Below are 24,380 nucleotides of genomic sequence, written 5' to 3'. Positions count from 1 at the left end.
GAATCAGGCTCGAACTGACGACCTCTAGCGTGACAGGCTAGCGTTCTAACCAACTGAACTACCGGGCCATACCCAGCTTGCGCAGGGGGCAGAGCGTTGTGCCCTCACGACCGGCGCAAGAAATATTATAAGGGATATGCCATAAAAAGTCAAGGGATTTTTACGAGAATTTTAAAATATTTTTGTGATGTGGTCCACACAACATCACTGCTTCTGCATACGGATCAGGCTGTACGCCATCAGCGGAGTTTCGCAGGGGATGGTGTACTGCATCATCGGGTGCGGGGTGGCGTCCACACGATCACCGTCGGCGTTCTCAATCCAGGCGGGGGTCAGCTTGACGACACTGCCGTCGGGCTGCAAAATCTCGATGCTGTCCCCCACGCTGAACTTGCCGCGCTGGGTACAGTGAGCAATGCCGTTCTCCCAGCTGTCCACTGTGCCGATAAAATCCCAATCTCGCACATAGGTGTGGCTGGGGGTCTGCTGGGCCTGTTCCTTGCCGAAGTAGAACCCAGGCGAGTAGTGGCGGTGGCTCGTGCGGTTCAGTTCCTCGATAACATCATCGGGCAGCTCAAAATTATCGTTGTAGGGGTCAGCAAGGAAGGTATCCAGTGCGCGGCGGTAGGCGCTGACCACCGACGCCACATAGTAGAACGTCTTGGCGCGGCCTTCGATCTTCAGCGAGTCCACGCCCGCCTTGCAAATCAAGTCGATAAACGGCGCTGTGCACAGGTCGTTGGCGTTCAAAATATAGCTGCCGTTGTCGGGCGTCTCCCCTATCTCCATGTACTGGCCAGGGCGGTGTTCCTCAACGAGGTTATACTTCCAGCGGCAGGGCTGGGCGCACTCGCCGCGATTGCCACTGCGGCCCGCCATGTAGCTGGACAGCAGGCAGCGGCCCGACACGCTCATGCACATAGCGCCATGGACAAAGGCTTCCAGCTCCAAATCAGCTGGGCAGTTGTCGCGGATCTGGGCAATTTCGGTCAGGGGTAGCTCACGGGCCAGCACAACGCGCTTGGCCCCCAGCTCATAGCAGACCTTGGCGGCCTCGTAGTTTGTGATGCCCGCCTGGGTCGAGACATGGCGCTCGACCTGCGGGGCATACTTTTTAGCCAATGCCAGCACGCCCAGGTCAGCGATAATAAAGGCATCTACGCCTGCCTCGGCAGCATCCTGGATATACTGGGGCAGTTTGGACAGTTCCTCGTTGGTGGGCAGGGTATTCAAGGTCAGGTAGACCTTTTTGCCGCGGGCGTGGGCAAAGATGCAGCCCTCGCGCAGTTCGCCCACCGTCAGGTTGACCGGGGCTGCGCGCATACCAAACTCCGGCAGGGCGCAGTAGACGGCATCCGCGCCGTACATGACGGCGTATTTCAGCGTTTCCAGGCTGCCCGCAGGGGCCAGCAGTTCCGGCTGTTGCAGCATTGATGATTCCTCCGTTTTCACATGATTCATCCCGCAGGGGCCAGGCGGGCATGCCTGGCCCTGTCGTGAAAGGCATACGGGCGGTCTAGACAAGGTTGAAGGCCGGCCCCCTACAAGGCGGCTGCGGGCCTTACGACGCCCAGCCTGCTTTGACGCAGTTCTGGTAGTGCTCGTCTGCGGTCTTGGCGTAGAAATACTGGCCTGCGACGTCGGTGTCAGGGTGGCCTGTGACGAAGAAGAAGTAGCCCTCGTCCAGATACTCCTGGTTGGGGTTCAGCGCGGCCTCGATGGCGGCATAACCCGGGCAGGAGATGGGGCCCGCTGGCAGGCCGCCGATGGCGTAGGTGTCGTACAGAGCCAGCACATCGTCGGGAATTGCGCCATCCTCCGGCCAGCCGAAATACTCAGCCGTCGGGGAGTTCCAGAGATAGTTGTTCTCGCTATCCTGCATGATATAGCTGCAGGCGTTGGATTCCAGCTTATGCTCCGACCACTGCGGGTCGCTGGATTCCAAGCGGTTGTGGAAGCAGGCGCTGACCTTGGCATCCTCGCTCTCCAAACCAGCCTCCTCCTGGATGAAGCTGGCCAGCTTGACCACATCGTCCAGGCTCGTACCCTTGGCGGCAATCGTGTCGGTCAAGTCAGCAGTCTTGTTGGCGAACTCCCCGTAGAGCTGGTCTACATAATAATAGACGTCCTCGTCGGCGTAGAGGTTGTAGGTGTCCGGGAAAAGGTAGCCCTCGCACTTCATGAGGCGGTCATTATCGGGGATGGCGTTCCAAAAATCGTACTTGCTCCAATCTGAGCCGTCGTTGCCATTGGCGCAGGACAGGAAAGTATCCACATCGTCCACCAGGCCTGCATCCACAAAAATCTGTGCCACACCGACGGCAGTCGTGCCCTCGGGAATCGTGACGTTGACGGTGGCGCGGCGGGTCACGACGGACAACGCCTTGATGATATCATTGTAGGCCATACCGGACTGAACCTCGAAGTCGCCGTACTGAATCTCACCCGCCTTGCCGCTGTACTTGACATACTGCTTGAACAGCCAGTCATACTGGATAACACCTGCATCTTTCAGCTGGGTGGCAATGCTGGCGACGGAGGCTCCTTCCGGCACGGTGATGGTCTGGGCCGCGCCCAGCGTGCCCTGGCCGTCCAGCTCCGCATAGAACTGGCTGACCTTGTAGCCGCCAAAGCCCACCAGCGCCAGAAGAATGAGCACAATCAGGCAGCCAAACGGGAAACGGCGCTTGCGCGGCTCTTCTTCGTCGTCCTCATACTCGTCATATTTTTCGTGCTTGGGTTTCTTTTTGGGCTTTTCCTTTTTCGGTTTGGGCGGCTCCTGCTTGGGCGGCTCACGCTTGGGGGCCGGTTTGGGGGCCGCAGGCGCAGCCTGGGGCTGTGCCTGCGGCTGCTGCATCGCGGGCTGATCCGGGTTGGAACGATTAATCCTCATGGGATACTCCTAACTTTTTGATTCCTGGTTGATTTTTTAACGCCGGGTAGGGGCCGCATATGTGCGGCCCTCAACGAAACGAGAAACGTTCTTTATGGTTGAGCTGCGGGCCGGGCGTGCCCGGTCCCCTTTACAGCAGCATCCTAAAATACGCATCGGTGACCGGGAACGGCTTGCCCAAAAAGGCAAGCATACCGTAACCGCAGCGGCGGCCTGCGCCGAGGTAAAGGGTCTGGCTTTCAGCCAGCAATATGCGCGCGTTGGCTGCGCCGGTCTTTTCCCGCGCGGCCTGCAAAAGGCGGTCGGCGCAGTGATCGTTGTCGGCCTGCAATTCCAGAAATTGCAGCGTATCCCCGCTGGTATAGTATAACCCATATCCGCGCCGATTGGACACTACGGTCAGCCCGCGCCGGTACAGCTGGGTCATGATCTCATTCATGGCCGGCTCCGGCAGGGTGATACAGCCGGGCTGGTAGATATGGCGCATTTCCAGCAATTTATGCACGGTCAAGCTGTCGAAGGATGCCTGGGCCAGCAGGTCGCGGCGGATGGGCGTTTGCAATACCCGCAGCGGCAGCTGGGCGGTGAATCCCAGCTGCTTCAGTGCGTCGGCGTGCTGCGCACCCTCCGGCGTCATGACGGCAAAGTCAAAGCCGCTGGCCCCATAAGCCCGCAGACAGCTTTCCAGCAGTTTGGGCAGCAGACGGTCGAGCGGGACGCCCTGCTCCCCTGCCAGGCCGCAGAGCCAGACGCCGTGATGCTGGCCGTATTCCACCGGCACAGCCGCCAGCATAGCCGCGGGCGGTGCGCCGGATTTTACCAGCAGCAGGATATTTTCCAGCCCGGCCACATTTTGCAGCCAGCCTGCGGCGTCGGTGCGGTTGGTCCTGGCAGCCTTGCAGCGCAGCGCCACCAGCGCAGGCAAATCATCTTGTGTCGCTTTGCGCAGCATGGGGTCACCTCTTTTTTTCGGTTCGTTTTGCAGGTGCAATATCTACACTATTTTACAGGATGCTGTTCAATTTCGCAAGTATCTCGGCGTTGATATCCTCGACAGAGCGCATGGATTTTGCGCCGTTTGCCTCGACGGTGCATTCAATGCGGTGCCAGCCCAGCGTGCGGGCGCAGTACTCGGCGGCGGCGCGGCTGCGGGCCATGTACTCGGTGTCCTTCTCTTGGATATCTTTCTTCGTCTCGTCGCCGTGGTAGCGCTCGGTGATGAGCTTCTGGGAGACATCCGGGTCGACGGCAAGGTAAATCACAGCGTCGGGCGCGGGGATGCCGAACTTTTTATATTCAAAGTCGAACAGCCAGTTCAAGAATCCGTCCCAGTGCATCGGCGGCAGCTTGGAGCACTGATGCACGGCGTTGGAAGTCGTATACCGGTCGGACAGCACCAGGCCGCCCTCGCGGTAGAACTCGCCCCAATCGGTCTTGTAGCTGGCATAGCGGTCGACGGCGTAGAAGCTGGACGCCGCGTAGGCATTGACGTCGTCGGGCTTGTCGCCGAACGCGCCGGACAGGTACATCTTGACCAGTGCTGAGGAATCGCTCTCGTAGTTGGGGAAGGTGACCTGCCGCAGGTCTTTTCCCTGCTCCTGTAAGCGCTGGGCCGTCAGTTTTGTCTGGGTACCCTTGCCGGAGCCATCCAGCCCTTCAAAAATGATAAGCTGTCCCATTTACACTGCCTCCTCTTTGAGTTTGGCGTATTTGGCGCGCACCTCGGCCTGCTGGCCGCAGCACATACGGCCCTCCGGGCAGGGGCCGACCAGGCAGCGCGGGCCTGCACTTGCAAAAATGTGGGGCGCAATGGGCATGACCAGCCGCAGCATCTCATCGGCGACGGCGCGAATTTCCCACTGGGCGCGGTTGCAACAACGCAGGTTGAAGAAGTTCTGCAGACTGCGGCAGTTCATTGTCATGACCATTTTCGTCTCGCAGGCGTTGGGCAACACAAAGCGGGCGTCCTCGTTGGCCTGCTTGCTTGCCTTGGCACGGGCGGCTTTCTCGTTCAGACCCTCAGCCATCAGGCGGGCGGTATGGGCGTTTTCCAGCGTCTGGACCAGTTCCAGGTATTTTTTAGCGTCGTCGTTCATCGAGGCGATAAACTGTGCCCTTGCCTCGGGGATGGCCTCGATCTCCGGCGGGATGACGTAGCGAAAATCTTCCAGCCGCACATAGCGCTGGCTCTGCACGCTGAAACTGCCGATGCGGTGCCGCGTGACCTGCGCAAGAAACGTGCGGGAAACACCCTCAATACCGAAGGTGAAGCTGGCGTGTTCAATGGGGCTGGCGTGGCCTACATCGTTGAGACGCTGCAAAAATGCCTCGGTCTTTTCGGGCGTCAGACCGTCCAACAGCGTTTCAATGTGAGCGTCAGAGTAGCAGAGCTTCGCCGCCGCGGCGATGGTTTTTTCCGGGTCGTTCGTATGGGCAATGAGCTGGACTAACATATCATTCCTCCACTTTTTTCAGCGGTGCATAGTTGGCCATCGTCTTTTTGACGCCGACGCGGTCGAACTGAATCTCAACGATACAGTCCCCTGCAATGGGTGTGGCTTTCAGCACCTTGCCGCGGCCAAAGACGCGGTGGTCCACGATATCGCCGGGCGCATAACTGACGGTCTTTTTCACTTCCGGCTTTTTAGGGGCGGCACCGGGCGCACCCGCCAGTGTGGATGTACCCGCACCGGCCGGGGCGGTATTGCCGCCAGCGCGGCTGCGGCCATAGCCGGAGCCGAACCCGGTGGACTGTACTTGATGGCGGCCGCCGTAGGAGTTGGGGCTTTCGTGCCCGCCACTGACAAAGCCGCTGCTGTATCCGCCGCCGAAGCCGCGGGGGGCGGCGTTATACTCGCTGTTGAGGTACCCACGCGACGCACCGGAGTAACCGCTGCGTCCGCCCGGGACATTGGTGCTGTATGTGCCGTACCCTGCACCGAAGCCGCCACCATAGCCGGCAAGCTCGGGGCTTTGGCTCTCGTCCAGCAGGTCCGGGTCGATCTCGCTCAGGAAGGTGGACGGCGGGTTGCGCCGCGTCTGGCCGAAGATCATCCGCGTGCGGGAAGTAGACAGGTACAGTTCCTTTTTTGCGCGGGTGATGGCGACATAGCAAAGGCGGCGCTCCTCCTCCATGTCCTCCTCATTATACTTGGCCATATCACCGGGGAAGATGCCGTCCTCCATACCTACGACAAAAACGTAGGGGAACTCCAGGCCCTTGGCCGAGTGTATCGTCATCATTGTGACGCTGTCCGCGTCGTCGTCATAGCTGTCCAAGTCGGAGATCAGCGCGACTTCCTCCAAGAAGCCAGAGAGTGTCGCGTCCTCGCCGTTCTGATCGGCGTAGGTCTTGATGGAGCTGACGAGCTGACCCAGGTTCTCGCGCCGGGTCTCGCCCTCCTCCTTCATAGCTTTCAGCATAGCCTCGTAGCCGGTCTTGGCAATGACGTCGCCAACAAACACATCCAGCGGCTCACTAACCGAGAGGTCGCACAGCTCACGGTACATCTCGTAAAAGCGTTCCAGTGCGGCGGCGGCCCGCTGCAATTCGGGATACTCGCGCACATGGGCGATGACCTCCATCATCGGCACACCCTTACCGGCAGCCAGCTCACCGATCTTTTCAATCGTTGTTGCGCCAATTTTACGTGCCGGTTCGTTGATGATGCGGCGCAGGCGCACATCGTCGCGGGGGTTGACGATGACGGCCAGATAGCTGTTGATGTCCTTGACTTCCTTGCGGTCAAAGAAGCGCTGGCCGCCGACGATGCGGTACGGGATGCCCGCGCGGGCGAAGTAAGTCTCGATGGGGTTGGACTGGGCGTTCATGCGGTAGAGCACGGCGTGGTCTTTCAGGGAAGCACCCTCGCGCAGATGCTCGCCGATGATATCCGCGATATGGCTGGCCTCGTCCTGCTCATTGATGGCGGTATAGTGGTGGATTTTCTCGCCGTCGCCGCTCTCGGTCCACAGGGTCTTGCCCTTGCGGCCCATGTTGTTCTTAATGACGCTGTTGGCAGCATTCAGAATATTAGCGGTGGAGCGATAGTTTTGCTCCAGTCGAATTGTCTTGGCACCGGCAAAGACCTTCTCGAAGTTTAGAATATTTTCAATCGTTGCACCGCGGAATTTGTAGATAGACTGGTCATCGTCGCCGACGACGCAGACATTGTTCGTGCCGCCCGCCAGCAGACGCACCAGATGGAACTGCGCCACACTCGTGTCCTGATACTCGTCCACGACGACATAGCGGAAGCGGTTCTGGTAATATTCCCGCGCTTCTGCGTCATTTTGCAGCAGCTTGACCGTGTGGAAGATCAGGTCGTCAAAGTCCATTGCACCTGCGGTTTTCAGACGGTTGGCGTAGGTGGTATAGATTTTGGAGATCAGCTGCGCCTTGGTATTGGCAGGGATCTCGGCAGCCACTTCCTCAGCGGACATGAGCTTATCCTTATAGGAAGAAATCTGCCCGATGGCCGACTTGACCGGCAGGAATTTGTCGTCAATCATCAAATCTTTATAAATCTGCTTGATGACGCGCTGCTGGTCGTCCGAGTCGTAGATGGTAAAGCTTTTGGGAAAGCCGATGCGCTCGGCGTCACGGCGCAGCATCCGCACACAAGCAGAGTGAAAGGTCGACGCATTGACGTCGCCGCCCAGGGTGTCCCCCAGCATGGCGCGCAGGCGCTCTTTTAGCTCCCCCGCCGCTTTGTTCGTAAAGGTGATGGCAAGCACGTTCCAGGGGCGTGCCGGGCGCACGGCCAGATAGGCGGTCTCCCGGGGCAGGTCACGGCCATTGGCGACGGCAGTGCGCAGGTCGTTGAGGTCAGCTTCGGTCACAGTGCGGGGCAGCTCACGGCTGCCGTGGGCCGAGCCAAAACGGATGATGTTGGCAATGCGGTTGACCAGCACGGTGGTTTTGCCGGAGCCTGCGCCCGCCAGAATCAGCAGCGGACCTTCGGTGGCAAAGACAGCCTGCCGCTGTACCGGGTTGAGCCGGGCAAAGCGGGCCTCGATATATTGATCGCGCAGGGCGAGATATTCAGCGGTGATGTCAGGCATGGGAAATCCTTTCGTGGGGTGTTCGCCCCCTTACTTTGTAGGGGCCGGGTATGCCCGGCCCTGCCGTGGAGGGAAAACGACTGCTTATGGGAAGGCCGAGAGCCGGGTATGCCCGGCCCCTACACGGCGGCGTTGTCTCCACAGAGGATATTTTTTATTATACCACACCTCACTCCGCGGTGAAAGGGTCGTGGGTGTGGTTCAGGCGGCGGTTCCAGCTTTTGGGCGTGGCATCGCGGAAACCTGCGGTCAGATATTTTCCTTCGCTCAAACTGATGGCCGTGCCGCGGGCAACGCAGTTCAAGGGGTCGGGCGCAATGGCTACATCGGTGTGCAGCTCACCCGCAATATAACTTGCCAGCCCGCGCAGCAGCGAGCCGCCGCCGGTCAGCAGCACGCCGGTACTGGATACATCGGCTGCCAGTTCGGGCGGGGTGCTTTCCAGCACATTGCGGGCTGCCGTAGCAATGCGGGCGGCCAACTCCTGCACAGGCTCGTAAAGATCGCGGGTGTAGATGAGCCGCCGCGCGGGCAGGTTTGTCTCCCACGAATGGCCGCGCACCTCCATAACACCCTCAAACTCGCTGCGGGTGCAGCAGGCCACCTGCTTTTTCAGCTGTTCGGCAGTCAGCGGCCCAATGGCAATTTGATACTTTTCCTGGATATACTGGGCGATGCAGTTATCAAAGGCGTTGCCCGCCACAGGCAGGCTGGCGGCCTTGACCCGGCCGCCCATGCTGATGACGGCAATATCGGTGGAGCCACCGCCAATATCAACGACCATGCAGCCGTGGGGCTGGCGAATCTGCAGCCCGGCCCCCAGTGCGGCGGCTACAGGCTCATCCACCAAAAACACCTGCTTGGCTCCCGCCGCCATGACGGACTCCACAACGGCATCCGCCTCAATGCCGGTGATGGCCGCCGGCACGCAGACCGCAATGCGCGGTTTGAAGATGCGGGAGCGGCAGACCTCATTGACGAACCGCACGATCAATTCGTTCGTCATGCGGTGATCCTGGATGATGCCATCCCGCAAAGGGCGTACCAGGTCGATATGGGCGGGCGCGCGGCCCACCATTTTCAGGGCTTCGTCCCCCACTGCAATGATGGAGTTGGTGCGGGTATCCACCGCGCCGATGGTCGGCTGGCGGAACACAACGCCCTGCTCCTCCGTTGCAATAATGATGGAGGTCGTCCCCAAGTCGATTCCGATGTCATATTGTTTCATGGGCTTTTTCCTCCGTCGGTGTGGCGGCATCCTTCAGCAAATAGCGCAGCCCGCTGTACCGCATATTCTGGCGCACATTCTCCACCATAGCCTGCTCGGTGCGGGCCGTGCCGGTCAGCACACAGAGCTTGCGTGCGCGGGTCACGCCGGTATACAAAAGGTTGCGGTAGCACAGCCTGGCGGGCACATCGGCCACCGGCAGCACCACGGCCGGGAACTCCGAGCCCTGGCTTTTGTGTATGGTCACAGCGTAGGCAGGTTCCAGTTCATTGAGCTGGTCGGCGGTGTAGGTATACTTGCGGTCGTCCATCATCACGGTCACGGCGCGGGCATCCACATCCACAGCGGTGATGATGCCTAGATCGCCGTTGTACGCGCCGACGCCAGCCTCGGCACCGTCGCGCTCAAAGGTGATGTCGTAGTCGTTTTTCACCTGCATAACTTTGTCGCCCAGACGCAGAATTTTTGCACTTTCGGCGGTGCCGATCTGGGCGCGGCCCTTGGCAGGCGGGTTCAAAATTTCCTGCAATTTCTTGTTCAGCTCCACGCTGCCGGTAGGGCCGACTTTGGTCGGGCAAAGCACCTGAATGTCCTTGACCGGGTCAAAACCGTAGGCCTTGGGCAGGCGCTTACTGACCAGGTCGCAGACGAGCTTTTGGCAGGCAAGGCCGGTGGATTCGATCAAGAAGAAGTCATCTTTGGCCCCACCCTTCTGGGGCATCCGGCCCTCGACAATGCGGTGGGCGTTCTGGACAATGAGGCTTTGCTGCGCCTGGCGGAAGATATCCGTCAAGCGCACCGTAGGCACAACGCCCGCGCGCAAAATCTCGCCCAGAATGTTGCCCGGGCCGACGCTGGGGAGCTGGTCGGCGTCTCCTACCATAATAATACGGCAGTGATACCGCGCCGCCGCCAGCAGCGCCTGGAACAGCTTGACGTCCACCATGCTCATCTCATCCAGGATGATGACATCATATTTTAAAAGGTTTTTTTCGTTATGGATAAAACGCACATTGCCGCTGCTGTAATCCACTTCCAGCAGGCGGTGGATGGTCGAAGCTGCGTGCCCGGTCAGTTCGCTCAACCGCTTGGCGGCGCGGCCTGTGGGGGCGCAGAGTGCCACGCGGTCATACAGGGCCTCGTACAGGCTCAAAATCGCGTTGACCGTCGTCGTCTTGCCGGTGCCGGGGCCGCCGGTCAGCACCATCACGCGGCTGGACAGCGCCAGCTTGATGGCCTGCTTTTGCAACGGCGCGTACTCAAAGCCCTGGGCCATTTCCAGCACGCGGATATCGGCGTCCAGCGTCTTGGGCACCTCTGTCGGGAAGGTGGACAGCTGCCCCAGCCGCGCGGCGATATCTTCCTCGGCACTGAGCAGGTCGGGCAGGTAGATGTACTCGACGCCGTCAAACGTGCGGGTGCGCAGTTCCTCGGCACTGAGCAGTTCGTCCAGGCCCGCTTCAATTTCATCGGGCGGCACGCGCAGGAATTTTGACGTGGAATCTAGCAGTTTATCCCTTGGCAGACAGGTGTGGCCATTGCCCGCATTGTGGCGCAGCGCGTAGAGCAGTCCCGCCGCGACGCGCAGGCGGCAGCCGGTTTCAAATTGCAGCGCGGCGGCAATGCCGTCCACCTGGCCGAATTTTAATTGCAGCGGCTCGCCACAGAGCAGATAGGGGTTCTGAGTCAATGCCTCAACGGTGTGCGGGCCAAAAGCGCGGTAGGCGGTCACGGCCTGCTGGGCTGTCAGGCCATAGCGGGCAAACCAGGCCACGACCTCCCGCACGCCGTACATCCGGCGGAACTCGTTGGAGATGATGGCGGCTTTCTGCTCATTGATGCCCTTGAGCTCACAGAGTTTTTGCGGGGTCTGGGCGATAACGTTGAGCGTATCTTCGCCGAATTTAGCCACCAGCTTTTTGGCGGTGGAAGGCCCGATGTAGGGCAGCACGCCGCTGGACAGGTAGCTTAAAATGGCGCTGGTATCCTCTGGCAGGCTGGCCTCGATAGTCTCGGCCTTGAACTGTTCGCCATAGCTGGGGTGATTGACCATATGGCCGTAGACGGTCACGGACATACCGTTATCCACGCCGCCCACGTTGCCCGCAACAACGACGTCGGTGCCGCCTGCATCGACCTCGAACACGGCATAGCCGGACTCGGCGTTTTCATAGATGACGTGCTCGACGACACCTTCCAGCTTCATCAGCTGCTGGTTCTGTTTTTCAGCCATGGTCTGCCCCCTTTCCTCCAAAATCGCCGCACTTTCACAGATAAAGATATTATACCCCATATGGGGGCGTTTGGCAAATCCCCAAAACACAAAAAATGTCCCTGCACCGTTATGGCGCAGGGACAAAAATATTTTTTATTCAGCGACAGCAGCCTTCAAGGCGTCGGCGCGGTCGGTGCTCTCCCACTTCACGCCCAAGTCCTCACGGCCCATGTGACCGTAGGCAGCCAGCTGCCGATAGATGGGCTTGCGCAGGTCAAGGTCGCGGATGATGGCAGCGGGGGTCAGGTCAAAGACCTTCTCGACAGCCTGCTCGATCTTCTCATCAGCCACCGTGCCGGTGCCGAAGGTATCGACCATGATGGAAACCGGCTTGGCAACGCCGATGGCATAGGCCAGCTCGACCTCACACTTGGTAGCCAGACCTGCGGCAACCACATTCTTGGCGACCCAGCGGGCAGCGTAAGCGGCGGAACGGTCGACCTTGCTGGGGTCCTTGCCGCTGAAAGCACCGCCGCCGTGGCGAGCATAGCCGCCGTAGGTGTCAACGATAATCTTGCGGCCGGTCAGGCCGGAGTCGCCCTGCGGGCCGCCCACAACAAAGCGGCCGGTGGGGTTGATGTAATACTTGGTGTTCTCGTCCAGCAGCTCGGCGGGGATGACCTTCTCGATGACCTCGCGGCGGATGTCCTCATGCAGCTGCTCCTGGCTGACGTCGGGGCTGTGCTGACTGGAAATGACCACGGCGTCGATGCGGACCGGCTTGCCGTCGTTATACTCGACCGTGACCTGGCTCTTGCCGTCCGGGCGCAGATAATCCAGGGTGCCGTTCTTGCGGACCTCTGTCAGGCGCTTGGCCAGCTTGTGGGCCAGGCTGATGGGCAGCGGCATCAGTTCGGGCGTCTCGTTGCAGGCGTAGCCGAACATCATGCCCTGGTCGCCCGCACCGGCAACCTCATCGTTGGTGCCAAGGGCAATGTCCGGGCTCTGGCCGTCGATGTTGGTGATAACGCCGCAGGTATCGCAGTCGAAGCCGTACTTGGCACGGTCGTAGCCGATGGAGCGGATGACCTCGCGGGCGGTGCCGGGGATGTCAACGTAGCAGCTCGTGGTGATCTCGCCCATGATGTGGACAAGGCCGGTGGAGCAGGTCGTCTCGCACGCTACACGCGCACCGGGATCCTGGGCCAGGATGGCATCGAGGATGGCATCGGAAATCTGGTCGCAGATTTTGTCGGGATGCCCCTCGGTGACAGATTCGGACGTGAAAAGAACTTTGGACATGGGAAAAAGCCTCCTATAAAATATTCGGCAGAAACGCAACCCTGGAAACAAAAAAGCGCACAGCCGGAAAGACTGTGCGCGTAAACGCTTATCTTTCGGTTTCCCGCAGGACTTGGCACCTTGCGTTTGCACGCAGGTTGTCGGGCTTCATCGGGCCTGTTCCCTCAGCCGCTCTTGATAAGTTGCTATTCTGTTGTTGTGTAGTTAGTGTACCATAGACTTTAGGCAAAGTCAACGATAATTGGTTGTGCAGTTCGGCAGGTTTGCACAAAAGTGGGGCAGATTGCGTGGCGTGTGTGGTTTTTACTTTCTGCCATGCAAAATCGGCGACAAGGGCTTATAAATAAGGAAGCAGAGCGCCGCATCCAGCAGACCCTTAAAAAGGGTGAACGGCAGATTGAAGGTCAGCAGGCAGGCCAGTAGGCCGTCCACGCTGGGATTGATAGCCTGGTACATCCCGATGATGGCCTCCAGCGGCAGGTGGTACATGACCACATAGGCCGGGTAAACGATGAAATAGTTGTACGGCACGCTGACGACGGCCATAACCAGCGCGCCCAGCCCTGCGCCGATGAGAGCACTTCGGCGGGTCTTGCTGCGCTTGTAGACAAAGCCCGCCACGCCGACGAACAGCGCACCCATGACGAAGTTGAACAGCTCACCGACAGCGGCCGTGCTGGTGCTGGGCAGCTTGATCAGGTTCTTGATCAGGCAGACCGCGATGCCGGACAGCGGGCCGTAGGCATAGGCCGCCAACAAGGCGGGCAGTTCGGATACATCCAGCTTGACGAAGGACGGCATGATGGGAATGGGAAATTCCAGGTACATCAATACGGCAGCGACAGCACCCAGCATGGCGGTACCGGTGAGTTTGCGGACATTGGTTGTAGAGTTTTGCATGAGATTTACCTCCCGAAAATAGTGTGAAAGTCAGCTCACGAACCCGGGAGGCTCTGCCCTGCCCTTTGCAAAAGAAAACGCCCTGCCGTACAAATATACAGCAGGGCGCAGAAAAGCAAAGCAGTCAGCTTTCCGTTTCTTTCATCCGGACTATACCGTCGGCCCCGGAATCGCACCGGGTCAGCGGCTGCCAAAACAGCCGGTCGCGGGCTTACGGCTTGCGTCGTTTACCGCCGGTGGGGAATCACACCCCGCCCTGAAACAGACTTTCTGTGCAATAGTATAGCACAGTTTTTGCAAAATGCAAGAGGTTGTGGTATAATCAGCGCAGAAACTTATGCGCGAGGTATCCTATGTTTGATTTTTCGTTTGATTTGGGCTCGCTGGTTCCTTCTCTGGTGCTGGCGCTTCTGGCCGTTGTGCTGCCGATGCTCTTCCGCCGCATTGCCGATGGCTTTCTAAGGCGTACCAAGTCCCACATGGCATCGTGGCTGCACATTTTGCTGGAAAGTTACGTTTTTCCGCTTGCTATGATACTGCGTGTTTTTCTTTTCTTGCTGGCTATTTCCATGCTGCCATTTGTATTTGTCACAGATGCCAAATTCCAGAATGTATTGGATGTCGGCTCCGATCTGTTGGTCATCTTTTTTCTTGGGCTTGGCAGCTGGCGCGCTGCGCCGGTTTCCCGTTTGCTGCTGCACAGTGCGGAGAATCGTCTTGACTTGCAGACCCACCAAACAATGGGCCACTTTTTTGAGAATATCTTTCACGCGCTGGTCGTGGTGTTCACCGGCATTGCGACGCTGGACCGCCTGGGTGTGCCGGTCAGCGGTCTGCTGACCGGTGCCGGGGTTGCCGGCCTCGCTGTTTCACTGGCTGCGCAGTCCACACTGTCCAACCTGATTGCCGGCATCACGCTTGTGCTGGAGCATCCTTTTGGTATTGGGGATTATGTGGTTTTCGGAGACTATGAAGGAACCGTCGAGGATATCTCCTTCCGCTCTACACGGATACGTACCCCGGATAATGTTGTTATTACGATAGAAAACTCGAAGGTTGCCGCCGAGTATATTCAAAACTGTGATTGCCGCACAAGCCGCCTGTGGAGTTTTACCATCGGCCTTACCTATGATACCCCCCGCGAAAAGCTGGAACATCTGACAACAGACTTGACAGGTCTGCTGCTTGCCCAGCCTGATGTGAAGGAAAACGGCGTAAGTGTCACGCTTGATAAATTCAATGATTACAGTATCGACCTGCTGTGCCGCGTGTACATAACTAAAACTTCTCTGCGCGATTATTTGCAGGTCAAGAACCGCCTGAACCTGCTGATTCTTGATAAAGTCCGCGCGGACGACTGCGAGTTTGCTTTCCCCACCACGACGCTGGATATGCCAAAATCTTAATGTATAAAATACCTGCCGCAAGTGACATCGTTCACTTCCCCTGCGGCAGGCATTTTTTATTGAATATCGCTTCTCCGGCTCACGACCAGATATTGATCCTCACCCTTATCCGTCGTGACCGTAAACTCAAAATTGTACGCGGTGTCCAGCTTGTAGGAGACATAGCCGTCGCCGTCGATGCGCACGTAATCCAGCTTTTCCTGCGGTGCCACGCGGTCGTAGTCCACATAGAGGTAGTCGCCGATGTTTTCAAGATAAATCAGCTTCACCTCGTCCGCCGTCACGCCGTAGAAGGTGACGACCGGTGCCCCTTCCGCCATGACAGCGGATATCTCGTGCAGGTTGTTGTAAAAGGCATCCTCCCGCGTCTGCGCGTAGTAGGCAGGGTCAAAGCTGATGTCATCGGTGTTGCTCAGTTCCATATGTACGCCGGTGGTGGGCAGGTCAGTCTGCCACACCGGGGTCATATCTGCTTTTTGCTGGCAGCCGCACAGCATAGCCGCCAGCACCACCGTCGCAGCGGCAGAGAAACACTTCATAAAAACCTCTCATTCGTATGGGTCGTAGGGCGGCGTCGGGAGTTCCTCACTCACCTTCAAAATGCGCGGGCAGAGGCCGGTCTCGGCCTCGACAAAGCCCATCAGCATTCCCATGTGCATATATAAGTGACGATACTGCGATAAAATCAATGTGAACCGTGTCCACTCGCAGTTCTCGGGCCGCTGCAATAGATCCTCATCATGCAGCGAAGTCAGATAAATAGACAGTTTTGCTTTTATCGTATAAAAATAGTCATCCATGTCCCGGCGCGACAAGTGCGTGGCCGGGTAGATATCCAACTCCTGCAAGTGCGGCGTGTGGACCGGCGGTTCTACAAAATCGTTGTCACGCGGGTTGATGAACCACTGATCCAGGTGGTGCAGCGTGTGGTACAAATGCTGCCACAGCGGTGCGCCGCCGTAACAGTGATCCCACAGTTCGTCGGGGATGCAGTCCATGACGTTCTGCATCTCCCACAGTGCTCGCACGGTCATCTCCCCGATGACCGCATGATACGATGTTTCCCGCACGGCACAGCCCCCTTTCAGGGGCTAGTATACCCGCAGCATCGTCGATTATTCGTTATAACTTTCCGTTTCACGGATGGTTTTCCGTTTCATGACCAGTGCCATGAAGGGATCCAGCAGGGCGCGTTCCTCCTGGGAGGGTGTGCGGCTGCGGGCCTGCATCAGCAGCCAGGTCAGCTCACTGCTGATGGGCTTACCGTAAGCCAGCGCGTTGAAGCCGTCCTTGCAGACCGCCAGCTTGGCCGTGGTGATATCCAACGTCGTGATGCCCGCGTAGTGCCGCAGCACGTTTTGCAGCGCGGCCGGGCTGCCGAACACAGATTTGACCAGTTGGGCGTAGGCCGCAATATAGCGCGGCGGCATGCTGTCGGCGGCACGGAGTTCAATGCGGGATTTAAGCCGCACATCGTAAAAGAAATTGGACAGGATTTGTGCGGCTTCCCTCTGGCTGAGGTGGGCGGCGTACAGCTCCGGGGCCGTCTTGCTGCCCACAGCCTTTACCCTGCCGGTGCGCCAGGCGGTAATTTGCGGCTTGGTCAGCACATTTTCCGCATAGCGGGCAAAGCCGAAGTCCAGGTCCATCAGGTGCGGCACAACGCCACAGCGGTCGTGGTCCACATCCTGCCAGATACGCGTGCGCACACTGCACATGGAATTGCGGCTGCCCTGGTAGATGGGCGCATTGTCGCAGAGCAGCGCAAAGAATGGTGTAAGCAGGCTGGCCACACGCATTTTGCGCACAAAATCCATCTCATCAAAATAGTCAATCGAGAGCAGTGTCGCCGCTGTGCCGCGCATCACCTGCGTTCCACAGGAGCCGGTATTTTTGAAATACCGGTCCATGGCTTCATCCCGGGTGCGCGGCACCAGAGGCAGGGCCTCGGCGCGGGTGGTGGGGTGGCAGCCCAGCGCCCAGGCACGCAGGCCATGCGCCGCCAGCGCCAGCCCTATTTGCAGATACAGGCGGTTGTACAGGTCCATCATGTCCTGCACGTCCCGCTGCGCGGCCAGCGTCAGGCAGAGCTGGCACGCAGGCCCCATCGTGACCGACGCGGCCAGGCCGCTGTACCCCATGTAGGTGCCGTCTACGATGATTGGCGCGTCGGCCTGCTGCTGCATATCCTGCACGGCTGCCTGCACGGCAGCAAAGTTTGCCGCGCGGCCATCTGAACAGGTGATGAAGTGCTCCACTTCCAGCACAAGCGAAAGTCTACCGTCAGCCTCGCAATCCGCCGCGAAGTAGCCCGCCATGGTCTTGATTTGTTCATCCAGCTTTGCCATAAAAGTGATGGTTCTCCCCTGTCGATTCTCGTGTTGGATTTATTATACCGCGAAATCGGGCGGTGTGCAATGGCTGCGGGAGAGCGGGTTTTCTCTATTCCGTGTATATCTACCATATATGGTGGCCAGTCTCCTGGCCACCGTTGGTATCGCCCTGTTGTAGAGGCTACGTCCCCGACGCCCCGCCTTACGCCGGTAATTTATCTTATGGCAATACCGCATAATTCTAAGTGCCGATACGGCGAGCGAGGTGCGGCAGTTGCTAAGCCAAAAGCGCAGATAATACTGGATGTCTTATCGAGCATTTTGGCAACGCAGATGCCGTGCCGCAGCCGCCGGAGCGGTGCTTAAGCCGTAAGGTGGGAATTGTGCGGTGTTGCCTTATAGATCCCGCGCTGCCGGGAATCCGTAGGCTCCCTCAGCCGCCTGCACGCCGCGCAGAATTGCTTTAGCCATTACCCGGGCCGCCAGCACGCCCACTGCATCCTGGTCAGCTGCCACATCCCCCAGCGAGACCGCGTAGATGCTGTCCCCATCTGCCGAGGTGTGTACCGGGCGGATAGCGCGGGCGTAACCGTCGTGCGCCATGCCTGCGATCTTGCACAGCCGTGTTTTGTCAAATTTAGCGTTGGTAAATACCACGCCTATCGTTGTATTGCCGACGAATTTATTCTCCTGCACGTCGGTTTTTTCCAGCATCAACTGCTCAGAGTCCAGGAAAGTCTCGCCATCGTCTGCCCGCAGACCTGCGACCTTGCAGCCGTTTTCGTAGTCATAAATGTCGCCTGCCGCGTTCACGGCCACAACCGCACCGACTTTCAGCGGGCCGACCTGCACGGCATAACTGCCGATGCCGGATTTCATGCAGTGATCCATGCCCAGCAGTTTGCCCACAGTCGCGCCGGTGCCCGCACCATAGTTGCCGTCGCAATAGTTGCCGCCGTTCTCGGCATTGGCACAGGCTTGGTACGCCATGGCGGCATCGGGCCGGGTGCGGGCATCCGCCACGGTCAAATCGAAGAGATCTGCCTGACAGACAAGTGGCACTTTCGTCACACCTACGTCATAACCGATATTGCGTTCTTCCAGATAGCGCATCACACCGCCCGCGGCGTCCAGCCCGAATGCGCTGCCGCCCGCCAGCACAATGGCGTGGATGACCTGCGCCGCCGCCAGCGGTTTGAGCAGCTCGCTCTCCCGCGAAGCAGGCCCGCCGCCGCGAACATCCAGTCCCGCCGGGGCACCGTCTTTGCCCAGCAGGAACACCGTGCAGCCGGTCCCCGCTGCTGCGTTCTCTGCCTGGCCGATTTGGAGATTGTCAAAGGATGTGATGGAGATTTCTTTCATGGTCGTGCCTTCTTTCCGCTTTTATTTTATTGTACATCATCCGCCCCAGCCGCGCAACAAAAATTCCCGCCGGGCGGGCACCCGGCGGGTAGAGGAATCATTCAAATTCGAAGGTATAGATATTTTATAGCCGTTTTCTGTTCACTGCATAGCAGAATCTCAATATTTTTGTCAAACTCACAATATGCTTTCTTCGGCGTCCTCCCTGTTCACCTTAGTCGAAGAAGGAAATCACCAGCGCCACAAGAAATCCAACGCCGTCGACCAGCGTTTACGATAGGCATCATCAACGCCATAGGTCATCATTGGCAGTGGACCACGCTTGCCTAAACGATAGTATTATCCCATATAATCCGTTCGCAGTGCTTCTACCAGATCACATTTCAAAATTTTCTTGCCACCCAGGTAATATGCCAGTGCGACAAAGCCAAAAAGTGCCGCGATAAAAAGCAGGATAGGAACAATGGGAGCCACTGCTAAAAATTCCATTGGATTCAAGTAGCTTGCCGTTATCATCAGCCACACAAACACAACCGTAATCGGCAGCGCAATCAGAACGGGGCGGCCCGCTATAACGAGGGCTTCAATCCAAAACATTTTTCGCATACCTTCTGGCGTCATGCCAATGGACATATATCTCGCAAATTCTCTTTTCCTTTGCCGGATAAATCCCAACGTGTTGGAAAATACGTTAGCAATCCCGATGAAGGCCAGCAGTACACATAGCGCCCCAATTATCAGTTTGTATCCGTTCAGCATGGCATCATTGTCTATCTTTTCCTGAATCCGGTTTTGCACCTCGAAAGAAATATCATGCCCCAGCACATTCGTCAGCTCGGTTTCAATCATACTCAGTTCTGTCAGGGTTCTTTCTTTTTCTGAGAGAATGCGGATATAGGTATCTGGTTCAGCATTTCCAATCGTCTCTTCGATTTGTTTCCAGGTGGAAAGGGACACAAATTGAACTAAAGCATAGTTATCATATTCTTCTCTCAAAACCGGCGGCTCCTGTGTAAAGCCCAAAACCGGAATTTCCACAGTTGCAGCCGCATCTTCCGGGTTTTGTAAAGTCATCGTGTCCTGGTTTTCTGACAAAAACGGAACATATTCTTTGTATCTGAAATTGCTGTTTATGTTGTCCCAAATACGGTTCAAAACAACGCTCCCGTTTTCCGCTGAGGAAACGCCGATCTGCTCACAATACGTGGCAAAGCTGCTGTCGTCCATGATTACAATAGGAGCCTGAATGGTATAAATCCCATCTGCCATACTGACATCACTTCCGGCGACTGTTTCAAGACCACCCAGACTTTTTACTTCTTCGCTAACAGCGTCCGCCCCAATAGAACAAACGGCGTTTGCCCTTTGATAAATCACACTGTCTGTATCAGGCAAAGCATGGATTTCATCCGTATGAGAAAAGTCCTCGATCCTTGTGTCCTCAAGAGTTGCCATCACATCCCAGGCATCCTGGTAGCGTTCAAAATAGGTATGGTTTGTACTGATTCCAGAGAGAGTAAAAAAGCTCAGCATTAGAGCGAAGCCCAAAAAAGAAAGAGTCAATGACAGCGTAGCGGTTCGCAGAGATTTCTTCTGTGCTTTCAGCGCATTCCCGGCAAGCTCTCCTTCGATTCCAAACAAAAGCGCAAGAATAAGGGATTTTTTTCTCCGTTTTAGCTGCAATTCCTCCGTATTTTTTATGGCTTCCAGTGGGGTCATTTTGCTCAATTTCCTGGCTGGCAGCCAGGTGGAAATCAGCACCGTCAAAAACGAGGTTAGAATCGTGACTGCAAATACCAGAGGATGATAAGTAAAGACAGCTTCATGCCTGCCGACAATACCCTCTGCGAGGACATTGGCTGCCTGGATGGTTCCAAACGTCAAAGCGATTCCGAAAAAACTTCCAAGCAAAATAGGAATGACGCAAAGCATCACCGCTTCCTGTAAAAGACAGATCCGAATTTGCCCCGGCGTTGCCCCAATGCTGGAAAAGATACCAAACTGATGTACACGGGCATTCATAGATACAGCAAACGAGTTATGAATGATTAAAATCAAAGACACCGACACAAGCAGGAGTACAAAGAGATAAAAAGCCATCAATAATGGCGGATTGCTGTCCTGCGGATCGTTGATGAAATAACTTGACAACAGTGATTCATGATACGATACGGAAGTTTCAGGAATACCTAACTGCTGGGCGATAAGAGGCATATCCTGATACACAGCCTTCATGTTATCAAAGCAAATATCAACTACAAGAGTTTGATCGTCTGATAAATCCTCATTGATTATAGCCGTTTTTACATTGGCGAAATTTTCAATTTCGGACACTTCATCTTCTTCGAACGCCCCGCTGATGCGTCCCTGCCAGTTTCCTTCTTCTAAAACAACAGATTCTATTTCATAATTCCAGAGGTTATAAAACAAACCGCACAGCAAAGAAAGAAATAGAGTAGAAATAAACGCCGCAACCATAACGGATACGCTGGAAGCCCGATTCTTTTTGATGAATCCTATCGAATAGTCTTTCCACATATTCTTACCTCCGTTTCTGATCGCCGACAATTTTCCCGTCCTCTATGGTAATAACGCGATCCGCCTCCAATGCGATTTTTTCATCATGGGTAATCAAAAGAATCGTCTGTTCCAGGTTACGGTTAGATAATTTTAGCAAGTCAATAATTTCCTCTCCGTTTTTCCGATCCAGGTTGCCGGTCGGTTCATCAGCAAGCAACAGCGCCGGGCGATAGATCAAAGAACGGGCGATAGCAACACGTTGTTGCTGTCCGCCAGATAGTTGGCTGGGCAGTGCTTCCAGCTTATCTTCAATCCCCAACGAATGTACGATCTTCTCAAAGTATTCCTTATTGGGGTTGCGCTTATCTAGCAGAAGCGGCATGAGAATATTTTTTCGGACAGTAAGGGTGGGGATGAGATTATAAAACTGATAGACCAGCCCGACCTTCCTGCGCCGAAAGATGGCTGCCTGTGTTCGGTTCATGGTGGAAATATCCGTTCCCTCTATCAGGACTTTCCCATCTGTCGGCTTATCCACACTTCCCAAAATATGCAATAGGGTAGATTTCCCGGAACCGGATGCTCCTACGATTGCTACAAATTCTCCTTTTTGTACGGACAGGTTAATGTGATCCAGCGCCACGACCTGATTGTTTCTAGCGCCATATACTTTTCGGACATTTTCACATTTTAGTATTTCCATGTCACTTTTTCCTCTCTGCTAAATGGTCTTGCGTACAGTATAACAAGCAGCGCTGATGTCGTTGTTATTGTTCCATCTTCAATACCGTTTAGAACCTGTTCACAAGATTCCTGTGCCTTTTCTATTTTAGTCATCTTCGTGTTTTCTCCACATATATCCTTATTTATTTTGGTCGTGCTGCAAATAGAACATTTCTTTCTGCGTTTCAATCTCTGCGCGCAGTTCTTCTTCTGTGGGCAAGTACAGCTTGTACTTGCTGGCAAAAAGCTGCTCATTGCCATGCAGGACGGAGTATTTAGCAATATCCTCGTCCGTATCGGAGCAAAGGACGATGCCGATGGTCGGGTTATCACCCTCGCCGCGCTTCAGTTCGTCATACATACGAATATACATATCCATCTGACCTACGTCCTGATGGGTAATTTTGCTGGTTTTCAGATCCACCAGCACAAAGCACTTAAGGATATAGTTGTAGAACACAAGGTCGATATAGTAGTCCTCTTTTTCTGTGTGGATATGCTGCTGGCGGGCTACAAAGGCATAGCCCTTGCCCAATTCCATGAGGAATTTCTGAATGTTCGTGATGATGCAGCTCTCCAGCTTGCTTTCGGTAAAATCTGTGCTGCCGGAAAGTCCCAAAAATTCCGTAATCATCGGGTTCTTGATGAACTCCAGCTTGTCCGCTTGATAACCGGCTGTCAGCTTTTCCATTTCCTGCTTGACCGGCTCTTGGTTCTGGGATTTCAGCAAATGGTAGTAGTATTGGGAGGAAATATTGCGTTGCAACGTACGGACGCTCCATGTTTGATTGGCCGCTTCTTTCGTGTACCAATCGCGGGCTGTTTTGTCCTCAACTTGCAATAATACACGATAGTGCGTCCAAGATAGTAGCGCACCAGATTGTGGACTCACTGAGTCCACAATCTCAGGGTACAATTTATAGAAACGAAAATACTTATACAGACTGCTGTAATCAAATCCTTTACCATACTCAGCAGTCAATTCCTTTGCCAGTTTTCTGATAACCGCCGTACCGTATTCAGAGCGCCCCTCGCCCTTTAATTCTTCCTGTGCGATACGATACCCCAACAGCCAGTTGCGCTGCACCAGCGCCAGATTTACGGCTCTGTATGCAGCCTTTTGGGATACCTCAATAATCTACTTTGCATCATTGAACAAATTATTTGTATCCGTACAGCAAATTCAGTTCTTCTTTTATAGCATTCTCCACATAAGAACGTCTGATTTTATAATACCTTATTCAAATTCAAACTGCAACAAAATTATTCATAAGCAGTATCATTTGGTATCATAATTTCGATGCAAGAGGGCCAGCAAAAAAGAAAGAGCCTATATATTGAACGATGATACGTTTAATATATAGGCTTCATTTAGCTTTCGCGATTATTCAAACTCGGTAAGTTTTGATTTTTACTAAACATATATGTTTAGTTTTTCATGAACATTTTCATTACTATTTCCCCAGATTCATGGCGTGTCCTGTTTTTGCTGATTTTTTAGTATCAAAATAGTATCACTCAATTGGGTCATGCAAGGTGGGCTCAATATCCAAATCGAAATTAATTGCTTTCAGATAGCGTTGCTCCACATCAGCCACCTACTTGTTGCTTACGGCGATAATGCAGCAGCAAATCTTCCTCGCTGCAATCGTTCAGATTATCGGAATCCTCGCTATCATACAAGCGCCATACCGACACATTCTCCATAAACCACGGTTGCTTTTTCAGTGCGTTGACCACCTTGCCAAAGCGTCCATAATCGCGGGCGTTGCCGCTGTCACGATAAAGCAAAGCGCCGGAGGCATCTTCCACTTTACGCAACTTCATCTGTGCAAATGCAGACTCAATAGTGCGGTTGATGGCAGATATCGTATAGCGCTGTTCTGCCTGAATCTTGTCTGCGTTCATTTCGATTTTCATCATCAGCATAAGTAGACCTTCCTCCTTTATGATAATATCTTACATGATATTTTTTAAAAACGCAACTGATTTTCCGTTTTGATATGGTATCTTTAAATTTCTATTATATACTCTTTAAAAACACCGACAAAGAATGCCCTTCTGACGTTCCAACTCCCGTGTGCGGCGCAATAGGTCGAGGATCTGCGCATCGTCATAGACGCGCACACTGCTATCACCCGCGTCCTCGCCGTCCATCAACTCCGAAAGTGTCACATGAAGCGCGGTGCAGAGCTTTTGAATGATGCTGTAATCCGGCATACACTTCCCGTTCTCCCACTTGGAGATGGTCTTGTTCGACACACCGAGTTGTTCTGCTAACTGTTCCTGCGTGAGATTCTGCGCCCGCCGCTTCTGTGCAATATAGCTGCCTATGGTTGTCTGATTCATAGTTGAATGCCTCCTCGTCTTTTGGGTGTCTCAAGCATACAGTGAAAGATGGAAAGATGACATCCCTCTGTGGTAGAAAACGAGG

General features: G+C 55.5%; 20 protein-coding genes and 2 riboswitches. Of the genes, 1 reads left to right on the top strand and 19 read right to left on the bottom strand.

Going from position 1 to position 24,380, the window contains the following annotated elements; genetic code table 11:
- Window positions 1-204: 204 nt before the first annotated feature.
- The 10 genes from GPK89_RS15340 to GPK89_RS15295 form a co-directional block, all read right to left on the bottom strand.
- Window positions 205-1,431 (bottom strand): peptidase U32 family protein, encoded by a 1,227-nt coding sequence (locus GPK89_RS15340; RefSeq protein WP_215694458.1) that lies wholly within the window; start codon window positions 1,429-1,431, stop codon window positions 205-207.
- A gap of 130 nt (window positions 1,432-1,561) precedes the next feature.
- Entirely contained in the window at window positions 1,562-2,893 is a 1,332-nt protein-coding gene (gene mltG, locus GPK89_RS15335) for an endolytic transglycosylase MltG (RefSeq protein WP_215694456.1), read from the bottom strand.
- Between the two features lie 130 nt (window positions 2,894-3,023).
- Window positions 3,024-3,845 carry a hypothetical protein gene (locus GPK89_RS15330; protein ID WP_215694454.1) on the bottom strand — a complete coding sequence of 274 codons (822 nt, stop codon included), beginning with the start codon at window positions 3,843-3,845 and terminating at the stop codon, window positions 3,024-3,026.
- A 52-nt stretch (window positions 3,846-3,897) separates the two neighbouring features.
- Window positions 3,898-4,572, bottom strand: coding sequence for a dTMP kinase (locus GPK89_RS15325; RefSeq protein ID WP_215694453.1), 675 nt, complete (start codon window positions 4,570-4,572; stop codon window positions 3,898-3,900).
- Window positions 4,573-5,346, bottom strand: coding sequence for an FAD-dependent thymidylate synthase (thyX, locus tag GPK89_RS15320; RefSeq protein ID WP_215694450.1), 774 nt, complete (start codon window positions 5,344-5,346; stop codon window positions 4,573-4,575).
- 1 nt (window position 5,347) lies between these two features.
- Window positions 5,348-7,957 carry an ATP-dependent helicase gene (locus GPK89_RS15315; protein WP_215694448.1) on the bottom strand — a complete coding sequence of 870 codons (2,610 nt, stop codon included), beginning with the start codon at window positions 7,955-7,957 and terminating at the stop codon, window positions 5,348-5,350.
- Between the two features lie 169 nt (window positions 7,958-8,126).
- A complete protein-coding gene (locus GPK89_RS15310; RefSeq protein WP_215694446.1) occupies window positions 8,127-9,185 on the bottom strand; it encodes a rod shape-determining protein in 1,059 nt (352 codons plus the stop codon).
- On the bottom strand, window positions 9,172-11,418 hold the full coding sequence (gene recD2 / locus GPK89_RS15305; protein ID WP_215694444.1) for an SF1B family DNA helicase RecD2: 2,247 nt from the start codon (window positions 11,416-11,418) through the stop codon (window positions 9,172-9,174). Before recD2 ends, GPK89_RS15310 begins: the two co-directional genes overlap by 14 nt.
- Before the next feature lie 135 nt (window positions 11,419-11,553).
- Window positions 11,554-12,702 carry a methionine adenosyltransferase gene (gene metK / locus GPK89_RS15300; RefSeq protein WP_215694442.1) on the bottom strand — a complete coding sequence of 383 codons (1,149 nt, stop codon included), beginning with the start codon at window positions 12,700-12,702 and terminating at the stop codon, window positions 11,554-11,556.
- 85 nt (window positions 12,703-12,787) lie between these two features.
- Window positions 12,788-12,886, bottom strand: a riboswitch (SAM riboswitch).
- A 119-nt stretch (window positions 12,887-13,005) separates the two neighbouring features.
- Window positions 13,006-13,602, bottom strand: coding sequence for an ECF transporter S component (locus tag GPK89_RS15295; RefSeq protein ID WP_215694440.1), 597 nt, complete (start codon window positions 13,600-13,602; stop codon window positions 13,006-13,008).
- 129 nt (window positions 13,603-13,731) lie between these two features.
- A riboswitch (FMN riboswitch) is annotated at window positions 13,732-13,870 on the bottom strand.
- A gap of 85 nt (window positions 13,871-13,955) precedes the next feature.
- On the opposite strand from GPK89_RS15295, the gene GPK89_RS15290 reads away from it, so the two are divergent.
- Window positions 13,956-15,008 (top strand): mechanosensitive ion channel family protein, encoded by a 1,053-nt coding sequence (locus tag GPK89_RS15290; RefSeq protein WP_215694438.1) that lies wholly within the window; start codon window positions 13,956-13,958, stop codon window positions 15,006-15,008.
- A 56-nt stretch (window positions 15,009-15,064) separates the two neighbouring features.
- On the opposite strand, the gene GPK89_RS15285 is transcribed toward GPK89_RS15290, so the two are convergent.
- From GPK89_RS15285 to GPK89_RS15245, 9 genes are all read right to left on the bottom strand, one after another.
- Complete coding sequence (locus tag GPK89_RS15285) at window positions 15,065-15,547, bottom strand: hypothetical protein (protein WP_215694436.1); 483 nt, start codon at window positions 15,545-15,547, stop codon at window positions 15,065-15,067.
- Between the two features lie 9 nt (window positions 15,548-15,556).
- Window positions 15,557-16,078, bottom strand: a complete 522-nt coding sequence (locus GPK89_RS15280; protein ID WP_346344866.1) for a hypothetical protein — start codon at window positions 16,076-16,078, stop codon at window positions 15,557-15,559.
- Between the two features lie 45 nt (window positions 16,079-16,123).
- Window positions 16,124-17,356: a glutamate-cysteine ligase family protein gene (locus GPK89_RS15275; protein ID WP_215694434.1), complete on the bottom strand. Its 1,233-nt coding sequence runs from the start codon at window positions 17,354-17,356 to the stop codon at window positions 16,124-16,126.
- 381 nt (window positions 17,357-17,737) lie between these two features.
- Entirely contained in the window at window positions 17,738-18,703 is a 966-nt protein-coding gene (locus GPK89_RS15270; RefSeq protein WP_215694432.1) for a P1 family peptidase, read from the bottom strand.
- Window positions 18,704-19,042: 339 nt separating this feature from the next.
- Window positions 19,043-21,241 carry an ABC transporter permease gene (locus GPK89_RS15265; protein ID WP_215694430.1) on the bottom strand — a complete coding sequence of 733 codons (2,199 nt, stop codon included), beginning with the start codon at window positions 21,239-21,241 and terminating at the stop codon, window positions 19,043-19,045.
- A gap of 4 nt (window positions 21,242-21,245) precedes the next feature.
- Window positions 21,246-21,926 (bottom strand): ABC transporter ATP-binding protein, encoded by a 681-nt coding sequence (locus GPK89_RS15260; RefSeq protein ID WP_215694428.1) that lies wholly within the window; start codon window positions 21,924-21,926, stop codon window positions 21,246-21,248.
- A gap of 159 nt (window positions 21,927-22,085) precedes the next feature.
- On the bottom strand, window positions 22,086-23,081 hold the full coding sequence (locus tag GPK89_RS15255) for a PDDEXK nuclease domain-containing protein (RefSeq protein WP_346344867.1): 996 nt from the start codon (window positions 23,079-23,081) through the stop codon (window positions 22,086-22,088).
- A gap of 455 nt (window positions 23,082-23,536) precedes the next feature.
- A complete protein-coding gene (locus tag GPK89_RS15250) occupies window positions 23,537-23,875 on the bottom strand; it encodes a hypothetical protein (RefSeq protein ID WP_215694426.1) in 339 nt (112 codons plus the stop codon).
- Between the two features lie 105 nt (window positions 23,876-23,980).
- Complete coding sequence (locus tag GPK89_RS15245) at window positions 23,981-24,295, bottom strand: helix-turn-helix domain-containing protein (protein WP_215694424.1); 315 nt, start codon at window positions 24,293-24,295, stop codon at window positions 23,981-23,983.
- Between the last annotated feature and the right edge of the window lie 85 nt (window positions 24,296-24,380).

This window comes from Gemmiger formicilis (genome assembly GCF_018784445.1).
Lineage (GTDB): Bacteria > Bacillota > Clostridia > Oscillospirales > Ruminococcaceae > Gemmiger.
The sequence above is the reverse complement of the archived record's forward strand: the minus strand, read 5'-3'. Positions and strand labels throughout refer to the sequence as shown.

Excerpts from the sequence above, each read along its gene's own strand:
- GPK89_RS15290 (WP_215694438.1), top strand. The coding sequence starts at position 13,956 with ATGTTTGATTTTTCGTTTGATTTGGGCTCGCTGGTTCCTTCTCTGGTG.
- GPK89_RS15265 (WP_215694430.1), bottom strand. The coding sequence starts at position 21,241 with ATGTGGAAAGACTATTCGATAGGATTCATCAAAAAGAATCGGGCTTCC.
- GPK89_RS15270 (WP_215694432.1), bottom strand. The coding sequence starts at position 18,703 with ATGAAAGAAATCTCCATCACATCCTTTGACAATCTCCAAATCGGCCAG.
- GPK89_RS15275 (WP_215694434.1), bottom strand. The coding sequence starts at position 17,356 with ATGGCAAAGCTGGATGAACAAATCAAGACCATGGCGGGCTACTTCGCG.
- GPK89_RS15250 (WP_215694426.1), bottom strand. The coding sequence starts at position 23,875 with ATGCTGATGATGAAAATCGAAATGAACGCAGACAAGATTCAGGCAGAA.
- recD2 (WP_215694444.1), bottom strand. The coding sequence starts at position 11,418 with ATGGCTGAAAAACAGAACCAGCAGCTGATGAAGCTGGAAGGTGTCGTC.
- GPK89_RS15245 (WP_215694424.1), bottom strand. The coding sequence starts at position 24,295 with ATGAATCAGACAACCATAGGCAGCTATATTGCACAGAAGCGGCGGGCG.
- GPK89_RS15295 (WP_215694440.1), bottom strand. The coding sequence starts at position 13,602 with ATGCAAAACTCTACAACCAATGTCCGCAAACTCACCGGTACCGCCATG.
- GPK89_RS15260 (WP_215694428.1), bottom strand. The coding sequence starts at position 21,926 with ATGGAAATACTAAAATGTGAAAATGTCCGAAAAGTATATGGCGCTAGA.
- GPK89_RS15315 (WP_215694448.1), bottom strand. The coding sequence starts at position 7,957 with ATGCCTGACATCACCGCTGAATATCTCGCCCTGCGCGATCAATATATC.
- GPK89_RS15340 (WP_215694458.1), bottom strand. The coding sequence starts at position 1,431 with ATGCTGCAACAGCCGGAACTGCTGGCCCCTGCGGGCAGCCTGGAAACG.
- thyX (WP_215694450.1), bottom strand. The coding sequence starts at position 5,346 with ATGTTAGTCCAGCTCATTGCCCATACGAACGACCCGGAAAAAACCATC.
- GPK89_RS15325 (WP_215694453.1), bottom strand. The coding sequence starts at position 4,572 with ATGGGACAGCTTATCATTTTTGAAGGGCTGGATGGCTCCGGCAAGGGT.
- metK (WP_215694442.1), bottom strand. The coding sequence starts at position 12,702 with ATGTCCAAAGTTCTTTTCACGTCCGAATCTGTCACCGAGGGGCATCCC.
- GPK89_RS15330 (WP_215694454.1), bottom strand. The coding sequence starts at position 3,845 with ATGCTGCGCAAAGCGACACAAGATGATTTGCCTGCGCTGGTGGCGCTG.
- GPK89_RS15310 (WP_215694446.1), bottom strand. The coding sequence starts at position 9,185 with ATGAAACAATATGACATCGGAATCGACTTGGGGACGACCTCCATCATT.
- mltG (WP_215694456.1), bottom strand. The coding sequence starts at position 2,893 with ATGAGGATTAATCGTTCCAACCCGGATCAGCCCGCGATGCAGCAGCCG.
- GPK89_RS15285 (WP_215694436.1), bottom strand. The coding sequence starts at position 15,547 with ATGAAGTGTTTCTCTGCCGCTGCGACGGTGGTGCTGGCGGCTATGCTG.